Annotated in this window: 11 protein-coding genes; 7 read left to right on the top strand and 4 right to left on the bottom strand. The window is 65.2% G+C overall.

Translation table 11 applies throughout. The features are described from left to right. The first annotated feature begins 3 nt into the window (after positions 1-3). Both ACLJEU_RS14425 and ACLJEU_RS14420 read left to right on the top strand, forming a co-directional pair. Complete coding sequence (locus tag ACLJEU_RS14425; RefSeq protein WP_414661746.1) at positions 4-684, top strand: 3-keto-disaccharide hydrolase; 681 nt, start codon at positions 4-6, stop codon at positions 682-684. 130 nt (positions 685-814) lie between these two features. Next, a complete protein-coding gene (locus ACLJEU_RS14420) occupies positions 815-2329 on the top strand; it encodes a sulfatase family protein (protein WP_414661747.1) in 1515 nt (504 codons plus the stop codon). 151 nt (positions 2330-2480) lie between these two features. On the opposite strand, the gene ACLJEU_RS14415 is transcribed toward ACLJEU_RS14420, so the two are convergent. Both ACLJEU_RS14415 and ACLJEU_RS14410 read right to left on the bottom strand, forming a co-directional pair. Beyond that, positions 2481-3296, bottom strand: a complete 816-nt coding sequence (locus ACLJEU_RS14415; protein WP_414661748.1) for an RDD family protein — start codon at positions 3294-3296, stop codon at positions 2481-2483. A 241-nt stretch (positions 3297-3537) separates the two neighbouring features. Continuing rightward, a complete protein-coding gene (locus tag ACLJEU_RS14410) occupies positions 3538-6504 on the bottom strand; it encodes a TonB-dependent receptor (protein ID WP_414661749.1) in 2967 nt (988 codons plus the stop codon). Between the two features lie 245 nt (positions 6505-6749). Between ACLJEU_RS14410 and ACLJEU_RS14405 the strand changes: the two genes are divergently transcribed. The 5 genes from ACLJEU_RS14405 (at position 6750) to ACLJEU_RS14385 (ending at position 13486) form a co-directional block, all read left to right on the top strand. Continuing rightward, a complete protein-coding gene (locus tag ACLJEU_RS14405) occupies positions 6750-8459 on the top strand; it encodes a GMC oxidoreductase (protein ID WP_414661750.1) in 1710 nt (569 codons plus the stop codon). A gap of 18 nt (positions 8460-8477) precedes the next feature. Beyond that, entirely contained in the window at positions 8478-9077 is a 600-nt protein-coding gene (locus ACLJEU_RS14400; protein ID WP_414661751.1) for a gluconate 2-dehydrogenase subunit 3 family protein, read from the top strand. Between the two features lie 189 nt (positions 9078-9266). Next, a complete protein-coding gene (gene rapA, locus ACLJEU_RS14395; RefSeq protein WP_414661752.1) occupies positions 9267-12128 on the top strand; it encodes an RNA polymerase-associated protein RapA in 2862 nt (953 codons plus the stop codon). 20 nt (positions 12129-12148) lie between these two features. Next, on the top strand, positions 12149-13180 hold the full coding sequence (locus tag ACLJEU_RS14390) for an aldo/keto reductase (protein WP_414661753.1): 1032 nt from the start codon (positions 12149-12151) through the stop codon (positions 13178-13180). A gap of 54 nt (positions 13181-13234) precedes the next feature. Further along, positions 13235-13486 (top strand): hypothetical protein, encoded by a 252-nt coding sequence (locus tag ACLJEU_RS14385; protein WP_414661754.1) that lies wholly within the window; start codon positions 13235-13237, stop codon positions 13484-13486. Between the two features lie 15 nt (positions 13487-13501). Here ACLJEU_RS14385 and ACLJEU_RS14380 read toward each other — a convergent pair whose 3' ends face one another. Both ACLJEU_RS14380 and ACLJEU_RS14375 read right to left on the bottom strand, forming a co-directional pair. Further along, positions 13502-14458 (bottom strand): sugar phosphate isomerase/epimerase family protein, encoded by a 957-nt coding sequence (locus tag ACLJEU_RS14380; RefSeq protein ID WP_414661755.1) that lies wholly within the window; start codon positions 14456-14458, stop codon positions 13502-13504. Between the two features lie 29 nt (positions 14459-14487). Continuing rightward, a complete protein-coding gene (locus ACLJEU_RS14375; protein WP_414661756.1) occupies positions 14488-15162 on the bottom strand; it encodes a hypothetical protein in 675 nt (224 codons plus the stop codon). Between the last annotated feature and the right edge of the window lie 131 nt (positions 15163-15293).

Raw genomic sequence — 15293 nt, 5'->3', positions numbered from 1 at the left:
GCCATGAAGACGCAGCGTTCCGTCAGCCTTGGATTTGCGCTCGCGGCGCTGGCGTCATCCGTCGCGCTCGATGCGCAGGCTGCACCGGCGGCTGCGAAAGCGACGGCCGCGACCTGGCAGGACTTGTTCGATGGTCGCACGCTCGCCGGCTGGCACCAGTCCGGGTTTGAAGGCGAGGGCGCAGTGCGGGTGGAGCAGCCGTTTCGCGCCGGACCGGGCGCGATTATTCTGGAGCCGGGCACGACGCTCTCCGGGGTGACGTGGACCAACGGCGGTGCGCTACCGCGGATGAACTACGAACTCAGTCTCGAGGCGATGCGCGTCTCGGGCGCCGACTTCTTCTGCGGCCTGACCTTTCCGGTGGCGCGGGCAGCTTGCACGCTGGTGGTGGGCGGCTGGGCCGGGAATGTCGTGGGGCTGTCGAATGTCGATCGGTTGGATGCGTCGCAGAACGAAACGAGTCGTGAGATGGAGTTCGAGGACGGGCGCTGGTACCGTATCCGCGTGCGGGTGACGGACGAGCGGATCGAGGCGTGGATTGATGACGCCCGGGTGATCGATCTCGCGACGAAGGGGCGGACGCTGAGTTTGCGTCCCGGTGATATTCAAAAATCGCTGCCGCTTGGCCTCGCGGCGTTTCAGACCCGCGCGGCGATTCGCTCCGTGCGGCTGCGGCGGCTTTGATCCGGCGTTACGCGCGCGGCGGTGCGGGGGCGCGTGCCGTGACATGGGATCGAGCGCAACTTGACCGGCAACACGCCCGCAACCACGGTGTCAGCGCTCCGTAACCCCGCCTGCATTCCCTCCCACCGCCATGCTCCGCGCCTTTGTCCTCACGTTCTCGACGCTCTGCCTCGTCGTTGTCGGCGGCTTCGCTGCCACGGCCCGCCCCAATGTCCTCTGGTTCATCGTCGACGACATGTCGGCGAACCTCGGCTGCTATGGGGAAACTGCGATTGCCACGCCCCATATCGATCGGCTCGCCCGCGAGGGCACGCGTTTCAGCCGGGCGTTCACGACCGCGCCGGTGTGTTCACCGTGCCGGTCGGGCTTCATCACCGGCATGTATCAAACCAGCATTGGCGCGCATCATCACCGCAGCGGTCGCGGTTCGGAGAAGATCACGCTGCCGGCCGGAGTGGAGCCCGTGCCGCTGCGGTTTCAGCGCGCCGGATATTACACCTGCATCGGGAGTGGTTTGCCGGATACAGGCCGCGCGGGGAAGGCCAAGGGCAAGGCGAGGGCGGGCGCCGGTCTCGGCAAGACCGATTACAACTTTGAGTGGGACGCCGCGATGTACGACAGCAACGACTGGAAGGGGCGATCGCCGGGACAGCCGTTTTTCATGCAGGTGCAGCTGGCCGGCGGAAAGCTGCGCGGCGGCACCGATGCGAATGCGCAGCAACTCGCGGCCCGCGCCCGGGCGGAGTTGGGCTCGGCCACCGATCCGGAGAAAGTCGTGCTGCCGCCGTACTACCCGCGCGATCCCGTGCTGTTGCGCGATTGGGCGGCGTATCTCGACGCGGTGCGCTTCACCGACCAGCACGTGGGTGACGTCATCGCGCGGCTCGAAAAGGAAGGCGTGCTGGAGCAGACGCTCGTGATCTTCGCGACGGACCACGGCATCAGCCACGCGCGCGGCAAGCAGTTTCTCTATGACGAGGGCACGCACGTGCCGTTCATCGTGCGCGGCCCGGGAGTTCCGCGCGGGAAAGTCCGTGACGATCTGATCGAGCTCATCGATCTGACGCCCGTCTCGCTGGCGGCGGCCGGAATTCCGGTCCCCGCGACGATGCAGGCGAAGGATGTCTTCGGCACCGGCTACACGCCACGCACGCACGTCTTCGCGGCGCGCGATCGCTGCGATGAAACCGTGGAGCGGATCCGCAGCGTGCGTTCGGATCGCTTTCTCTACATCCGCAATTTTCACCCGCAGCGGCCGCATCTCCAGCCCAACGCCTACAAGGACGGCAAGACGATCGTGCAGGCGATCCGTTCACTGCATGACGCGGGCAAACTGGACCCGCTCCCGGAGTCGCTGCTGTTCAGTCCGACGCGTCCGGTCGAGGAGCTGTACGAGTGGACCACCGATCGCTGGCAGGTGAAGAATCTCGCCGGCGATCCCGCGCACCGGGCGAATTTGGAAACGCTGCGTGCGCGGCTCGATCGCTGGATGGCCGAGACCCAGGACCGCGGGCCCGAGTCCGAGAAGATGTACGACAGCGACATGGACATCTATGTCGGCGGTCGGGCGAACAAGGGGAAGACCGAGACGGCCACGGAAAAGAACATCGCGCTGATGAAACAGTGGGCGAAGGAGGGGAAGTAACGAAAATCGTTACGAGGAGCAGACCGGTTGAGTTGAGAGTTGAGGGGTGAGTGTTGAGCGATCGAACACGTCGCTAGGATGTCCTGAATGCACCCTGTTTTACTCTCAACTCTCAGCTCTCAACCCTCAACTCTCTCCCGCCGCGGCGGCGTCACCCCACCTTCACCACCACCGTGCCCGCGATCCGATCTTCCACGGCCTGGCGGTTCGGTTCCCAGAGGAGTTTCAGGAAGCCGGTGAGGCCCATCGCGACACCGGCGACGTAGCCCCCGTTGCGGACGAAGGCGTCGAAGAAGGTGAAGGGCGTGCCGTTCGTCTTCACCGCGCGGGATCGCACCAGCAGCTTGCCCAGCGTGCGGCCGCCGCAGGCCCCGGCGCAAAGCGTGAAGTAGACGCCCGACCAACCGAAGGTAACGCCGAGGGTGTTGGCAAACGAGCGGGCCTGCGCGACCCAGGAACGGCCCGCGGCTTGAAGCTCCTTGTTCTCGGCCTTCAGTTCCTCCACCTGACGCTGCAGTTGATCCGTGGCGCTGCGCAGTTCAGCCGGACCGGCGTCCAATCCCACCATGACCGACTTCGTCATCGCCGCGCTTGGTGGGCGGCCCGTGAAGGCGTCGAGCTTCAATTCATCGGTGCGGAGCAGCGTGAAATGCCCAAGGGCAAAAATCGAGAGGACGACGAGGACCGCGCCGAGCAGACGACAGACGGTGCGGACGATCTTCAATGCAAACGGGGCCGACGCTGCACTGCCGAAGAGGACGATCAACAGCGCGCCTGTGCCCAATCCCAGCCAGGGACCGGACAGCAGCGAGAGCAGCGCGACCGCGAGGAGATCGACCACCATGCCGCTGAAACGCCGCCACGGCTCGGCGAGCGGAAGGCCCAGCACCGCGGGCGCGACGACGAGCGTCTCCGGAGTGACACTACGGCCGTTCGAGACGGCGGGGGCGGCGGGCACTGCGTTCATACTGCGAAGGAGCCACGCGCGAGCGCCCGGGCAAGACTGGAGTTGGCGGGCACCAACTCACGCACCCTCGCGCCGTCCCAGCTCGCGCAGCGTAATCTCACTCCGCGCGAGCCCGATGGCGGCGAACCGCGCGTGCGCCCACGCCGCATTCTCCGCGAAAACCAGCCGCCCGGTTTGTCATCCAATAGGCGACAAACCGGGCGGGCGATCCGGGTGATTGCAGGGGCGTCGCGGCGTGGTGCTAGAACCGGCCGCTGACACCGAAGGTCACCGAGGTGCCCGGGATCCGGACTTCGGAGATTTGGTCGGCGATACCGCGGTAAAACACCTGCGGTTCGTTGAAGATGTTGCCGACGTCCATCGAGAACGAGAGCCACGGACGGTATTGGTAAGCGACGCCAACGTTCACGATCGTGCGGGCCACGGTGTACTGGTTGCGACCCGAGCCCGTGGCGGTGAAGGCGTTGATGTATTCGCCGGTGCGATTGGCGACGATGCGCGTGCCGAATCCGCCGTGGCGCCAGCTGAGACTCACGTTCGCCGTGCGTGGCACGAAGCCCGGAACTTCGCCGGTGCGGCGGATATCCGTGCCGCCGAAATTGCCGCGGGTCTCGAGCAGCGTGTAGTTGACCGAGACGCCGAATCCCTTGAGCAGGCCGGGCAGAAACGTGAACTGCTGTTGGTAGCTGAACTCCCAGCCCTGCACGATGGCGGTGCCGAGATTCTCGCGGGTGAGGATCGTGAACCCGCTGTACTCGCCGTTGTAGCCGTTGTCGGCGCCGCTGCCAACCGTGCCCCCGATCACGCCGTTCACGAAGTAGTCCTTGATCGTCTTGTGAAACCACGCGACCGAGAGGCTGCCGACGGGTTCGAAATAGTATTCCAGCGAGGCGTCCCAGCTCTCGGCCGTCTGCGGCTTCAGACTCGGATTGTTGATCGTAAGCGTCTGCGCCGTTTCGTTCACGGTTTCGTTCGGAAGTAAATTGCTCAGCGGCGGGCGGCCAAAACTGTTCGACCAGCTCAGCCGTGCTTTGAGATTGGGCTGAAGGTCGTGCGTGAGATGGAGACTCGGGAACGCCTTCGTGTAGTTGCCGGAAATCTCGCGACGCGTGTTGGCGTAGTCACGTTGCGCGGAACCGACGGGATCGGCGACCTGTTGGGCCGCGGTGCTGCCGACGCGGGAACGCACCCAGCCCCAGCTGTCGTCCTCGGTTTTCTCGACGCGGACACCGCCGAGAAAGCCCGTGCGGCCCACGGTGCCCTGGGCCATCACGTAGCCGGCGGTCACGGTCTCCGTCACCTCACGCGTGCCGATGTACTTTGATGATTCCGCGAAGTAGCGGTCCTCGCTCCAGAGCGTGGGATCGACCGGCGTGCGGGCCCGGCTGATCGCGTTGGCGTTCCACGCGGGAATGTTCAGGCCGGTCTTGTGATCGCCAAAGGTCTTGATCGTCGGATCGGTGGGCAGCTGCGACGAATTGGTGCCGGTGAAGGTGTAGCGCCGATCCTTGTTGTCGTCGCCCGCCTTCTCCTCGCGCAGGCGGAAGCCGGTCTTGGCAAAGAGCGAGAACGACGTCGGCAGCTTATAGCGCGCGTTGCCGCGAATCTCGCGGATCTCGTGAATCGTATGGGAATCCGCGAAGTTAAGGCTGTTCGGGCGGTAGCTCGCCGGATTGCTGATGTCCGGACCGCCGGATTGGATGAACTGCGGGTAGAGATCGGATTGGCGGCGATCGAGAATCCAGCCGATACCGGTCGCGCGGTTGACCAGCACGCCGCCGTCGCCGCCGCCGCCATTGATGTGGTCGAGGCTGACCACTGCATTGTAGTCGAGTTCAAGCGGGCCGAAGCGCTGTTCGGCGCCGATGTCCGCGTGGCGCTGGCGGTGCAGGAAGTGGGACATCTGCGAGGTGATATCGATCGTCGAGGCGGCAATGGGCCGCACCTGGGTGACGCGATCGGTGAAACCCGGAACGACGCCCGAGGCCGCGTTGGGCACCGTGTTCTGGTTGCCGGTGAACGCGCGGAAAAGATAGCGCAGCCGGAAGCGCTCGAACGCGTCGTTGTAGATCAGGTTCAGCGAGATCTTCGTGTTCGGCGAAAGCTGGTAGTCGAACTTCGCGTTCACGCTCGATTGCTTGCGGTTGTTGTAATTGTCCTGGGTGCGGTAATCCCAGACGTACGCCGGCGTGGTGGCGACATTCTGGAAGTCGCGCGTCGTGCTGAAGAAGCCGATCGCCTGCTCGCTGTAGAACAGGTTGAGCGCGACGCCCAGGTTGCGCTCGCCGCCGAGGACGCTGAAGACTTCCTGGTAGGCGACGTTCAACAGGGGATGAATGCGGTGATCCTCGCGCATCGGGATCTGCTGCGTATCCGGCGGAGCGAGACGGGCGGAAAAATTATAGCTGACCCGGCGCTTTTCCTTCAGGTTGAGCGAGGAGCGGCTCTTGAGGTTGACGGTCCCGCCGAGCGAGCCGGCCTCCTTGTCGGGCGTGTGACCCTTCGTGAGCTCGAGCGCGTCGAACATCGAGCCCGTGATCGTGTGGATGCGGGTCGCGCGATTCATGCCGCCCTGGCTGCCCATGAGGGCGCCGTCGATCGTGATGGAGTTCATCGCCGGCGGCATGCCGCGGATGGTGAAGCCGATGATGTTGCCCTCATCGCTGAGGCTGCCCGCGACGCCGGGCAGCAGCACCGCGAGCTCGCTGGCGTTCATGTTGGGCAGATTGCCGTAGGCATCGATGGCCACGACATTCTTGAGGTTGGTGGCGTTGCGCTGGGCGGTGATGGCGGCGGCATTGCCCTCGCGTTCGCCGGCGACCTTGAAGGCGTCGAGCTGGTAGATCGCCGTCGTGAGATCAAAATTCCGCGTGGCGACCTGGCCCGCCGCGACGGCAATGTCGCTCTTGAGCGGATCGAGGCCGATGTAGGAGGCGGTCACCTGGTGCGTGCCCGCGGGTACATCACGCAGGGTGAAACGACCGGTGGTATCCGTGTACGCGGACAAACCAAGCTGCGGCACCTCCACGCGCGCACCCTCGAGCAGATTGCGCGAAAGGGCGTTGCTGACGTAGCCGGAGATGGAGCCGGTCCCGGCTGAGTCGGCGGCCCGTGCGGGTGCGGCGAGGACAGTGAAAGCCGCCGCAAGGGTCAGCGCGGGGCGAAGGAATGTACGCAGGGTATTGAGCACGCGGGTGGTATGGGTCATGGCGGTACAGCAGGGGTTGCAGTCGCGGGCGATCGGCCCGATGCGGTGGGGAGCGCAAACGTGAAAACGATGCGGGGATTAGGCCAGAAAAAGTTTCCGTTCGATCCACGGATTCTGTCCCGCAGGGCGAGGATGCCGCGAATGAACCCGATATCGTGCACCGCAGGATTGCAACGGCCCGGGCAATCCGCTCCATGATTCACCGCCGCCCTCGCGGCGCACCCAACCCCGTTTCGTTTTTCCCCATGGCCACCATTCAAGGAGCAGGAACCCGGCAGAATACGTACGATGCCATCGTGATTGGCTCAGGCATCAGCGGCGGCTGGGCGGCCAAGGAACTCGCCGAAAAAGGGCTGAAGACCCTCGTGCTCGAGCGCGGTCGCGACGTGAAGCACGGCGACTATCCGACGGCGATGACGGAGAGTTGGGAGTTCGAAGGCCGGACGAAGCTGTCCCAAGCGCAGCTGCAGACGCAGCAGAAGCAGAATCGCACCGGCTACACGACGCACCCGGCGTCGGCGCACTGGTTCGTGAACGACGTCGAGAATCCGTATTCGGAGGACAAGCCGTTCGACTGGATGCGCGGCTATCACGTTGGCGGCCGTTCGCTGCTCTGGGGCCGGCAGTCGTATCGTTTCAGCGATCTGGATTTCGAGGCCAACGCGCGGGACGGCGTGGCTGTCGACTGGCCGATTCGCTATGCGGACATCGCGCCGTGGTATGATTACGCGGAGCGCTTCGCCGGGATCAGCGGGCAGAAGGAAAATCTGCCGCACCTGCCCGACGGCCAGTTTCTGCCGCCGATGGAGATGAACTGCCTGGAGCTCCAGGTGAAGAAGCGGATCAGCGACGCCTTTGGCGGTCGCGCGATGACGATTGGACGCGCCGCGAATCTCACCCAGCCGCACAACGGCCGCGGGAGCTGCCAGTCGCGAAATCGCTGCATCCGCGGCTGCCCGTATGGCGGCTACTTCAGCAGCAATGTGGCGACGTTGCCGGCCGGATACGCGACGGGCAACCTGACGCTGCGGCCGTTCTCCATCGTCAACCAAATCATCTACGATCCGGCGAAGGGGAAGGCAACGGGCGTGCGGGTGATCGACGCGGAGACCAACGAGGTCATCGAGTTTCATGCCAAGGTGATCTTCTCGTGCGCGTCGGCCGTGGCCTCGACCTTCATCCTGCTGAATTCGAAGTCGGATCGTTTCCCCAACGGCCTGGGCAATGACAGCGGCGAACTCGGCCACAACCTGATGGATCACCACTTCAAGGTGGGCGCCACCGGGATGTCCGACGAATTCGCGGACCGGTACTACAAGGGCAACCGGCCGAACGGCATTTACATTCCTCGCTTCCGCAATCTCAACGCGGCCACGAAGCGAAAGGACTACATCCGCGGCTTCGGTTACCAGGGCGGCGCGAGTCGCGTCGACTGGACCCGCGGCATCAAGGAGCTCAACCTGTTCGGCTCAAAACTGAAGGCCGACCTGATTGCACCGGGCCCGTGGCGCTTCGGCATCGGCTCGTGGGGCGAGTGCCTGCCGTATCATGAAAACCGCCTGTATCTGAACAACGCGGTGCGCGACAAGTGGGGCCAGCCGACGGTGACGTTCAACTGCGAGTGGAAGGCGAACGAACTCGCCATGCGCAAGGACATGAAAGCGTCCGCTGTCGAGATGCTCGAGGCCTCCGGTCTCAAGGATGTCACGGCGTTCGACGACGGGAGCGCGCCGGGCCTGTGTATTCACGAAATGGGCACCGCCCGGATGGGCCGTGATCCGAAGACCTCGGTGTTGAACCAGTGGAACCAGGTGCACGCGGTGCCGAACGTGTTTGTCACGGACGGCGCGTGCATGACCTCCAACTCCTGCGTGAATCCGTCGCTCACCTACATGGCGCTCACCGCGCGCGCCTGCGATTTCGCCGTCGGCGAGCTGAAGAAGCAGAACCTTTAACCGCGAGCACCCCGTCCCATGACTTCCCCTTCCGATTCCTTCGCCGGTAGTCCGTCGCTGGTGACCCGCCGTGAAGCCCTGCGCCGTACGGCGCTCCTGCTGGGCGTTGCCGTGTCACCGTCGATTCTCGCCGGCATGCTGCAGGCGCAGACCGCGGTCGCGGGCGGCGCGACGAAGCCCGTGCATCTGTCCGTCGCGCAGTTCGAGACGGCCGGAGCCGTGGCGGAGCGTATCATCCCGAAGACCGACACGCCGGGCGCGCGCGATGTCGGCGTGCCGGCGTTCATCGATCTGATGTATGGTGCGTACATGACCGCGGAGGAGAAACGTGTCTTCACGGCCGGCCTCGCCGAGGTGGAGGCCGCGAGCAGCGCCGCCGCGAAAAAAGCGTTTCCCCAACTCGACGGCGCGCAGCAGGACGCCGTGCTCCGCCGGATCGCGCAGGCGTCGCAGGGTCGCGAGAAGACGTTCTTCCACCAGATCCGCGAACTCACGCTGCTCGGCTATTTCACGTCCGAGCCGGTCGGAAAAAACGTCCTCCACTACGATCCCGTTCCCGGCCGCTACGATGGCTGCATTCCGCTGGCCGAAGTCGGGAACCGGTCGTGGACGCGGTAGGTGGCGTTGACGCGGTATTCTTGCGGGAGCGCCGGCCTCCGGCCGGCATCAGCGTCGAAGCAGCCGGGACGCTTGCGCTCCCGGATGCTCGGTGCGAGCGGGCGCGGGGACGGCCGCGTGATTTTGCCGGCAAAACCAACGCGTGCACGCGATGCTTGAAATACCGCGGCCAACCGGCCTCTTTGCGGTATGTCTCCTGGTGTCGTCGGTCAGCGTTGCATGAGTGAAAGAGAGCCCGAGCTTGGTCTCGGGCTCGTCGCGAGCGTGGACGCTTCCGCCCGGCGCATCGCGATCGAGTTCCCCGCGACGCGCGAGAAGCGCCTGTATGCGCTCGGTACCGCCGTGCTCAAGCGGGTGCAGTTCCGGGTCGGCGAGACGGTTTCGACCCGGGAAGGAAAGAGTTTCGTGATCGAGACGGTGGAGGACGCGGACGGACTGCTCACCTATGTCGGCGCGAAACAGCGGGTGCGCGAGGACGGCATTTCCGATGTCACGAGCGTGAGCCTGCCACAGGAGCGGTTGATGGCGGGCCAGGTGGATCCCGGCGAAGTGTTCGATCTGCGGTATCGGGCGCTGCAGGCGCAGGCGAAATTCCGGCAGTCGGACGTGCGCGGCTGTCTCGGCGGCCGGCTCGAACTCATCCCGCACCAGTTCTACATCCTGCAGGAAGTGTCGTCGCGGCAGATTCCCCGCGTGCTGCTGGCCGACGAAGTCGGTCTCGGCAAGACGATCGAAGCCTGTCTCATCCTGCAACGGCTGCTTGCCATCGGTCGGGCGCGGCGCGTGCTGATTCTCGTGCCGGAGTCGCTGACCCACCAGTGGTTCGTCGAGCTCCTGCGCCGCTTCAATCTCTGGTTCAGCATCTACGACGAGGCGCGCTGTCTCGCGCTCGAGCAGAGCGATCCGACGCAGAATCCGTTTCTCTCCAGCCAGCTCGCGTTGTGCAGCGTGAGCTTCCTCGCCGGCAGCGAAATGCGGCGTGCGGAGGCGCTGGCAGCCGGCTGGGACGTCGTCGTCGTGGACGAGGCGCATCATCTCGCTTGGTCGCCGGAGAGCGTGAGTCCGGAGTACTCGCTCGTGGAGGAGCTGGCGCGCCGCGCGCCCGGGCTGTTGTTGCTGACCGCCACGCCGACGCAGCTCGGGCTGGCCGGACATTTCGCGCGGCTGCGGCTGCTTGATCCGAATCGTTACGCCGACTTCGACACGTTTCAGCAGGAGTCGGAAAGTTTCGGACTCGTGGCCGGCGTCGCGGAAAAGATCATCGAGGAGAAGCCGCTCGGGCCGAAAGACCAGACAACGCTGCGAAAAATCTTCAACCGCGACCCCGAACGTCTGGCCGAGCATCTGCAGGCGCTGAGCGCCGGCCGCGTCGGGGCGCGCGCGGCGCTCCTGCGCACGCTGCTCGATCAGCACGGCACGGGACGCGTGGTGTTTCGCAACACGCGCGCGGCGATGACGGATTTTCCCAAGCGGAAATTTTGTCCGGCGCCCCTGCGGGTGGACAACAACCTCGCGCAGCTGGCGCGGCTGGCGCGCGAACTCCGGGCCGAGGAAACCGGCCACGACGCCGAGATCCGCTACTCGTTCAAGGAAGATCCGCGCATCGAGTGGTTGGCGGATTTTTTGAAGCAGCACCGGCCGGCGAAGGTCCTGCTGATCTGCAAATCCCAGCGTAAGGTCGCAGCCATCGAGGCGGCGCTGCAGGAGCGGATCAACGTGAAGACCGGCCTGTTTCACGAGGGCCTGCCGCTGGTGCAGCGGGATCGCAACGCGGCGTGGTTTGCGGAGCCGGACGGGGCGCAGCTGCTCATCTGCTCGGAAATCGGCAGCGAGGGCCGCAACTTTCAGTTCGCGCATCACCTCGTGTTGTTCGATCTGCCGCTCAATCCCGGCCTGCTCGAGCAGCGGATCGGCCGGCTCGACCGCATCGGACAGACGGAAACGATCCGGATTCACGTGCCGTACGTCGAGGGCAGCAGCGAGGAGGCGGTCGTGGCGTGGTATCATGAAGGCTTGGACGCCTTCGAAACCTCGCTGCACGGCGGCAGTGACTACGAGGTCGAGTTCAAGGCCCGGCTGCTCGAACTCGCGGTGGCATACCAGGGCGGTGCGGCGCGCGTCGGACAGGCGCAGTTACGTGCGCTGGTGGACGAAACCGTCACGTTCAGAAAGGCGCTGTCGCTCAAGATGAAGAAAGGCCGGGACCGCCTGCTGGAATTGAACTCCTTCAATCGTGACGTGGCGGAGGCGGTGATTGCCCGCGTGCGGGCGGTCGACGCCGATCCCTTCCTGCGCCAGTTCCTGCTCGCGCTGCTGGATCACTTCGGTGTTCGCCTCAAGGAGCATGAGGAGGGCGATGTGTTCCTCGATCCGAGCCACGCGTACATCGAGGGCTTTCCCTCGATTCCGCAGGATGGCATGCTGGCGACGTTCAGCCGGCAGCGGGCGATCGTGCGCGAGGACATCCGTTTCATCTCCGCGGATCACTCGCTCGTGCAGGACGCCATCGATCTCCTCGTGGATTCGAAATCCGGCACGACCGCCTTCGGCGTGATCGAGTCGGACACGCCGAATCTCCTGCTCGAAACCGTTTTCGTGCTCGAGACCGTGGCGGATTCCCGGTGGCACGTGGATCAGTTCCTCGCGCCCCAGCCGGTGCGCGTCGTGATCGATCTGCGCGGCAACGATCTCACCGACGCCCGGGACGCGGCGTCGGTCGCGGCGGACTTCGAGGACAGCAACATCCACCGTTTCCTCGAGCGCCCTCGCTTCAACGTGGGGATGTTGAAGACGACGCTCGACGTCGCGACCCAGAGGGCCGAAGCGCGTACGCTCGCGCTCAAGGAGGCGGCGCAAACGCGCGCCACGGCGGTCCTCACCGCCGAACGCCAGCGCCTGGTCGATCTGCGCACGCTCAATGATCACGTGCGACCGGAGGAAATCCAGCTCGTGGAGGAACAGTTGCAGCAGACGACGGCCGCAATCGCGCAGGCCCGTTTGCGTCTCGATTCGCTCCGCCTCATTGTCGAGGCGCCGGCGGGGACTGTTTAAGGACCGCCGTTTTTATCCTCATGGAATATCGTCAACTCGGTCGTTCTGGTTTCAAGGTGCCGGTGCTCAGTCTGGGCACGGGCACGTTCGGTGGAAAGGGGGAGTTCTTCGGCGCGTGGGGATCAAGTGATGTCGCGCACGCGACGCGCCTGGTCGATCTCTCGCTCGAGGCCGGCCTGACGATGTTCGATTCGGCGGATGTGTATTCGAACGGCGCAGCGGAGGAAATTCTGGGCGCGGCGATCAAGGGCCGGCGTGACCAGGTGATCATTTCCACCAAGGGCACGTTTCGTTTCGGCGCGGGACCGAATGATGTGGGCTCGTCGCGGCATCATCTCATCCGTTCCGTCGAGGGCAGCCTGCGCCGGCTGGGCACGGACTACATCGATCTGTATCAACTGCACGGGTTCGATGCGGCGACACCGGTCGAGGAAACATTGCAGACCCTGGACGGACTGGTGCGCGCGGGAAAGATTCGCTATCTCGGCGTGTCGAACTTCTCGGGCTGGCACCTCATGAAGTCACTGGCGGTATCCGAAAAGTACGGACTCACGCGCTACGTCGCCAACCAGACCTACTACTCGCTCATCGGGCGTGACTACGAGTGGGAGTTGATGCCGCTCGGCAGCGATCAGGGCGTCGGCGCGGTCGTGTGGAGTCCGCTCGGCTGGGGTCGCCTCACCGGCAAGATCCGGCGCGGCGCGCCGAAACCCGCGGTCAGCCGGCTCAACACGCCCGTCGCCGTCGAGCACGGGCCGCAGGTGGACGACGAGTATCTGTTCACGGTGGTCGATGCGCTCGACGCCGTGGCCAAGGACACGGGGCGGACCGTGCCGCAGGTGGCGCTCAACTGGGTGTTGCAGCGGCCGACGGTGGCCAACGTCATCATCGGGGCGCGCGATGAGGCGCAGCTCCGGCAGAATCTCGGCGCGGTGGGCTGGATGCTGAGCCGCGAGCATATCGCCCGGCTGGATGCGGCGAGCGCGCGGCCGCGGGCGTATCCGTACTGGCATCAGGCGGGCTTCACGGAGCGGAATCCGCTCCCGGTGTAATGCGGCGGCATTGGGTGCTTGACGCTCCGTGCCAACCCGGGGCCTTTTGCTGGGATGGCGACGCCGACCGACGAAAACTTCAACGACTACAAACGCGCGGAACAGAAGGCCCTCGAGCTGCTCGCGGCGATGAAGGCCGTGAGTCCCAAGAAAGTGGATATCGAGCTCGCGCTGCTGGTCGCGATCTTCGAACTCCACAAGGGCACGCTCCCGGCCGAGACGATCGGGGCGATCGTGCAGGGCCACCTGAAACAGATCCTGCCGCACTATGCGGCCAAGGCGGCGCGCCCCACTGCGGGTGGGTGAGATCGACTTTGGCGGTCAGGCGCGGATCAAACCCATCGCGCGATGCAGCGCGGCGGACGCCGACGCGCAGGCCGGGTCGTTCTCAAGTGCGTTGAGCGCCTTGTTGAACGGTTCCGGGCGCACCGGGCCGGTGTAGCCGATCCCGACGAGCGCGCTCAGAAACGCGGCGACATCGATCACGCCGGTGGACGCGGGCAGCTCGCGTTCGTTGTCTCGCTGCAGGGCCTTCGCGACGCCGGTGGGCGCGTCGTTCAGGTCGACGCTCACGACGTCGTCGTTCTTCAAGGTCTGAATGTCGCCGACGGTGTCACCGGCCGTCCACCAATGCCACGTGTCGAGGACGAACCCGACGTTGCCGGTGTTGATCTCGGCGATGAGCTCGCGCGTTTCCGCCATCGTGTGCACGAACGGATAGCGTTTGCCGACGAGGAGAAGTTGCGTACCGACGTATTCGAGTCCGAGGCGCAGGCCGTGATCCTTGAGGATAGTGGCCACCTCGCGCAGGCGGGCGGCGTGTTGGCGGAAGTTCGCCTGATACGTGAGTGTGTCGTGACTCGGGGAAAGCCAGGTGCCCATGCGTGACACGCCGGCGCGTTGCAGTCCGGCGGCTTGGGCGGGGAGTTTGGCGAGGCCGGCCTTGAAGGTGGCGTCGTCCTTGCGGAAATCAACCGGCAGGCCCGCGGCCGCCCAGACGAGCTGCTTGGCCTTCAGGTCGGCGGCGAGCGCCGCGAGTTGATCCGCGGGCAACGCAGCGAGTTCGTCGGTGCGCGGTTCCACCGCCTCGAAGCGGTGGCGGTGAGCGAGATCGTTGAGTTCCGCCTGGTTCTTCGCGGTCACGCCGATGCTACCGGGCGTGAGCGCGATTTTCATCAGACGATTGACCGCACCCGGCGATGCCGCGGTGAGGGCAGCGGGCAGCGTGGCGACGGCGGAAAGCGTGGCAGAGGTTTGGATAAATTCGCGGCGATTCATGGGGTAAATGGGTCAGTGCGGGGCGGAAATTACTCCAGGGACCACACCTTCACGTTGTCGATCAGGATGCCCTCGCCGTCCTTGCCGCCCACGCGGAAGACGAGCCCGGGTTTCTTCACTTTGAAATCCGCAGCCGACGCCCGGAGCGGTTCCATCCCGGCCGCATGCACGAGCACGTCGCTGCCTTTCACCTCGAGTAACAGCGTCACCCACTGGCCGCGGGGAAAAGGGGCAGTGGCTTTGGCGTGAACGACGTTCTTCGATTTCGGATCACTCTTGTTCACGTGTTCCATGAGACTCCACGTCGTCGGCGTCACGACGACGGAGAAAAGATGGCCGGTCTTCTTCAGTTCGCGCGGCGCGGGATCGAAGCCGAGGTGAAACGCGGTGGCGCCGTCGAACTTGAGGTCGAGCTGAATGACGCAGTCCTGCAGCGGCAGCGCCTTGCGAAACGCCCCGAGGTGCTGTTCGCGGGCGAGCTCGGTGGCGCGCAACGCCCCGTCGACAATCGCGAGTGCGCCGGTGTTCTTGTTCCAGCCGGCCGGAACCTGGTTGGCCGTGAACGTCTCCTCGAGCAGCAACCGACCTTTGCGGCCGAGCGTGGGTTCGAGCGGAGCGGCGGGGGCGGCGATCACTGCGAGCGGGAGCAGGATGGAGAGCCAGGCGAGGGCGCTGGCGGCGAGAGGACGGGTGAGTCGAATCATGGGGTGCGCAGGGGCGTCGGACATCAGCCGTTCCGCGACCGAAAGGCCACCCTCAAGTGGGCCGGGGCTGGCAGGTGGCGACAGTGCGGCTGAGCGGGCGGCCAGACTTTTGGCGGTGACGAAAACGGGCG

This window comes from Terrisphaera buseokensis, from assembly GCF_047521145.2.
Classification (GTDB): domain Bacteria; phylum Verrucomicrobiota; class Verrucomicrobiia; order Opitutales; family Opitutaceae; genus ER46.
This window is presented reverse-complemented; position numbering and strand designations above follow the sequence as displayed.

Bases quoted from the DNA above. Each gene is read 5' to 3' on its own strand.
- rapA (WP_414661752.1), top strand. From the start codon at position 9,267: ATGTCTCCTGGTGTCGTCGGTCAGCGTTGCATGAGTGAAAGAGAGCCC.
- ACLJEU_RS14380 (WP_414661755.1), bottom strand. From the start codon at position 14,458: ATGAATCGCCGCGAATTTATCCAAACCTCTGCCACGCTTTCCGCCGTC.
- ACLJEU_RS14375 (WP_414661756.1), bottom strand. From the start codon at position 15,162: ATGATTCGACTCACCCGTCCTCTCGCCGCCAGCGCCCTCGCCTGGCTC.
- ACLJEU_RS14400 (WP_414661751.1), top strand. From the start codon at position 8,478: ATGACTTCCCCTTCCGATTCCTTCGCCGGTAGTCCGTCGCTGGTGACC.
- ACLJEU_RS14405 (WP_414661750.1), top strand. From the start codon at position 6,750: ATGGCCACCATTCAAGGAGCAGGAACCCGGCAGAATACGTACGATGCC.
- ACLJEU_RS14385 (WP_414661754.1), top strand. From the start codon at position 13,235: ATGGCGACGCCGACCGACGAAAACTTCAACGACTACAAACGCGCGGAA.
- ACLJEU_RS14420 (WP_414661747.1), top strand. From the start codon at position 815: ATGCTCCGCGCCTTTGTCCTCACGTTCTCGACGCTCTGCCTCGTCGTT.
- ACLJEU_RS14425 (WP_414661746.1), top strand. From the start codon at position 4: ATGAAGACGCAGCGTTCCGTCAGCCTTGGATTTGCGCTCGCGGCGCTG.
- ACLJEU_RS14390 (WP_414661753.1), top strand. From the start codon at position 12,149: ATGGAATATCGTCAACTCGGTCGTTCTGGTTTCAAGGTGCCGGTGCTC.
- ACLJEU_RS14410 (WP_414661749.1), bottom strand. From the start codon at position 6,504: ATGACCCATACCACCCGCGTGCTCAATACCCTGCGTACATTCCTTCGC.
- ACLJEU_RS14415 (WP_414661748.1), bottom strand. From the start codon at position 3,296: ATGAACGCAGTGCCCGCCGCCCCCGCCGTCTCGAACGGCCGTAGTGTC.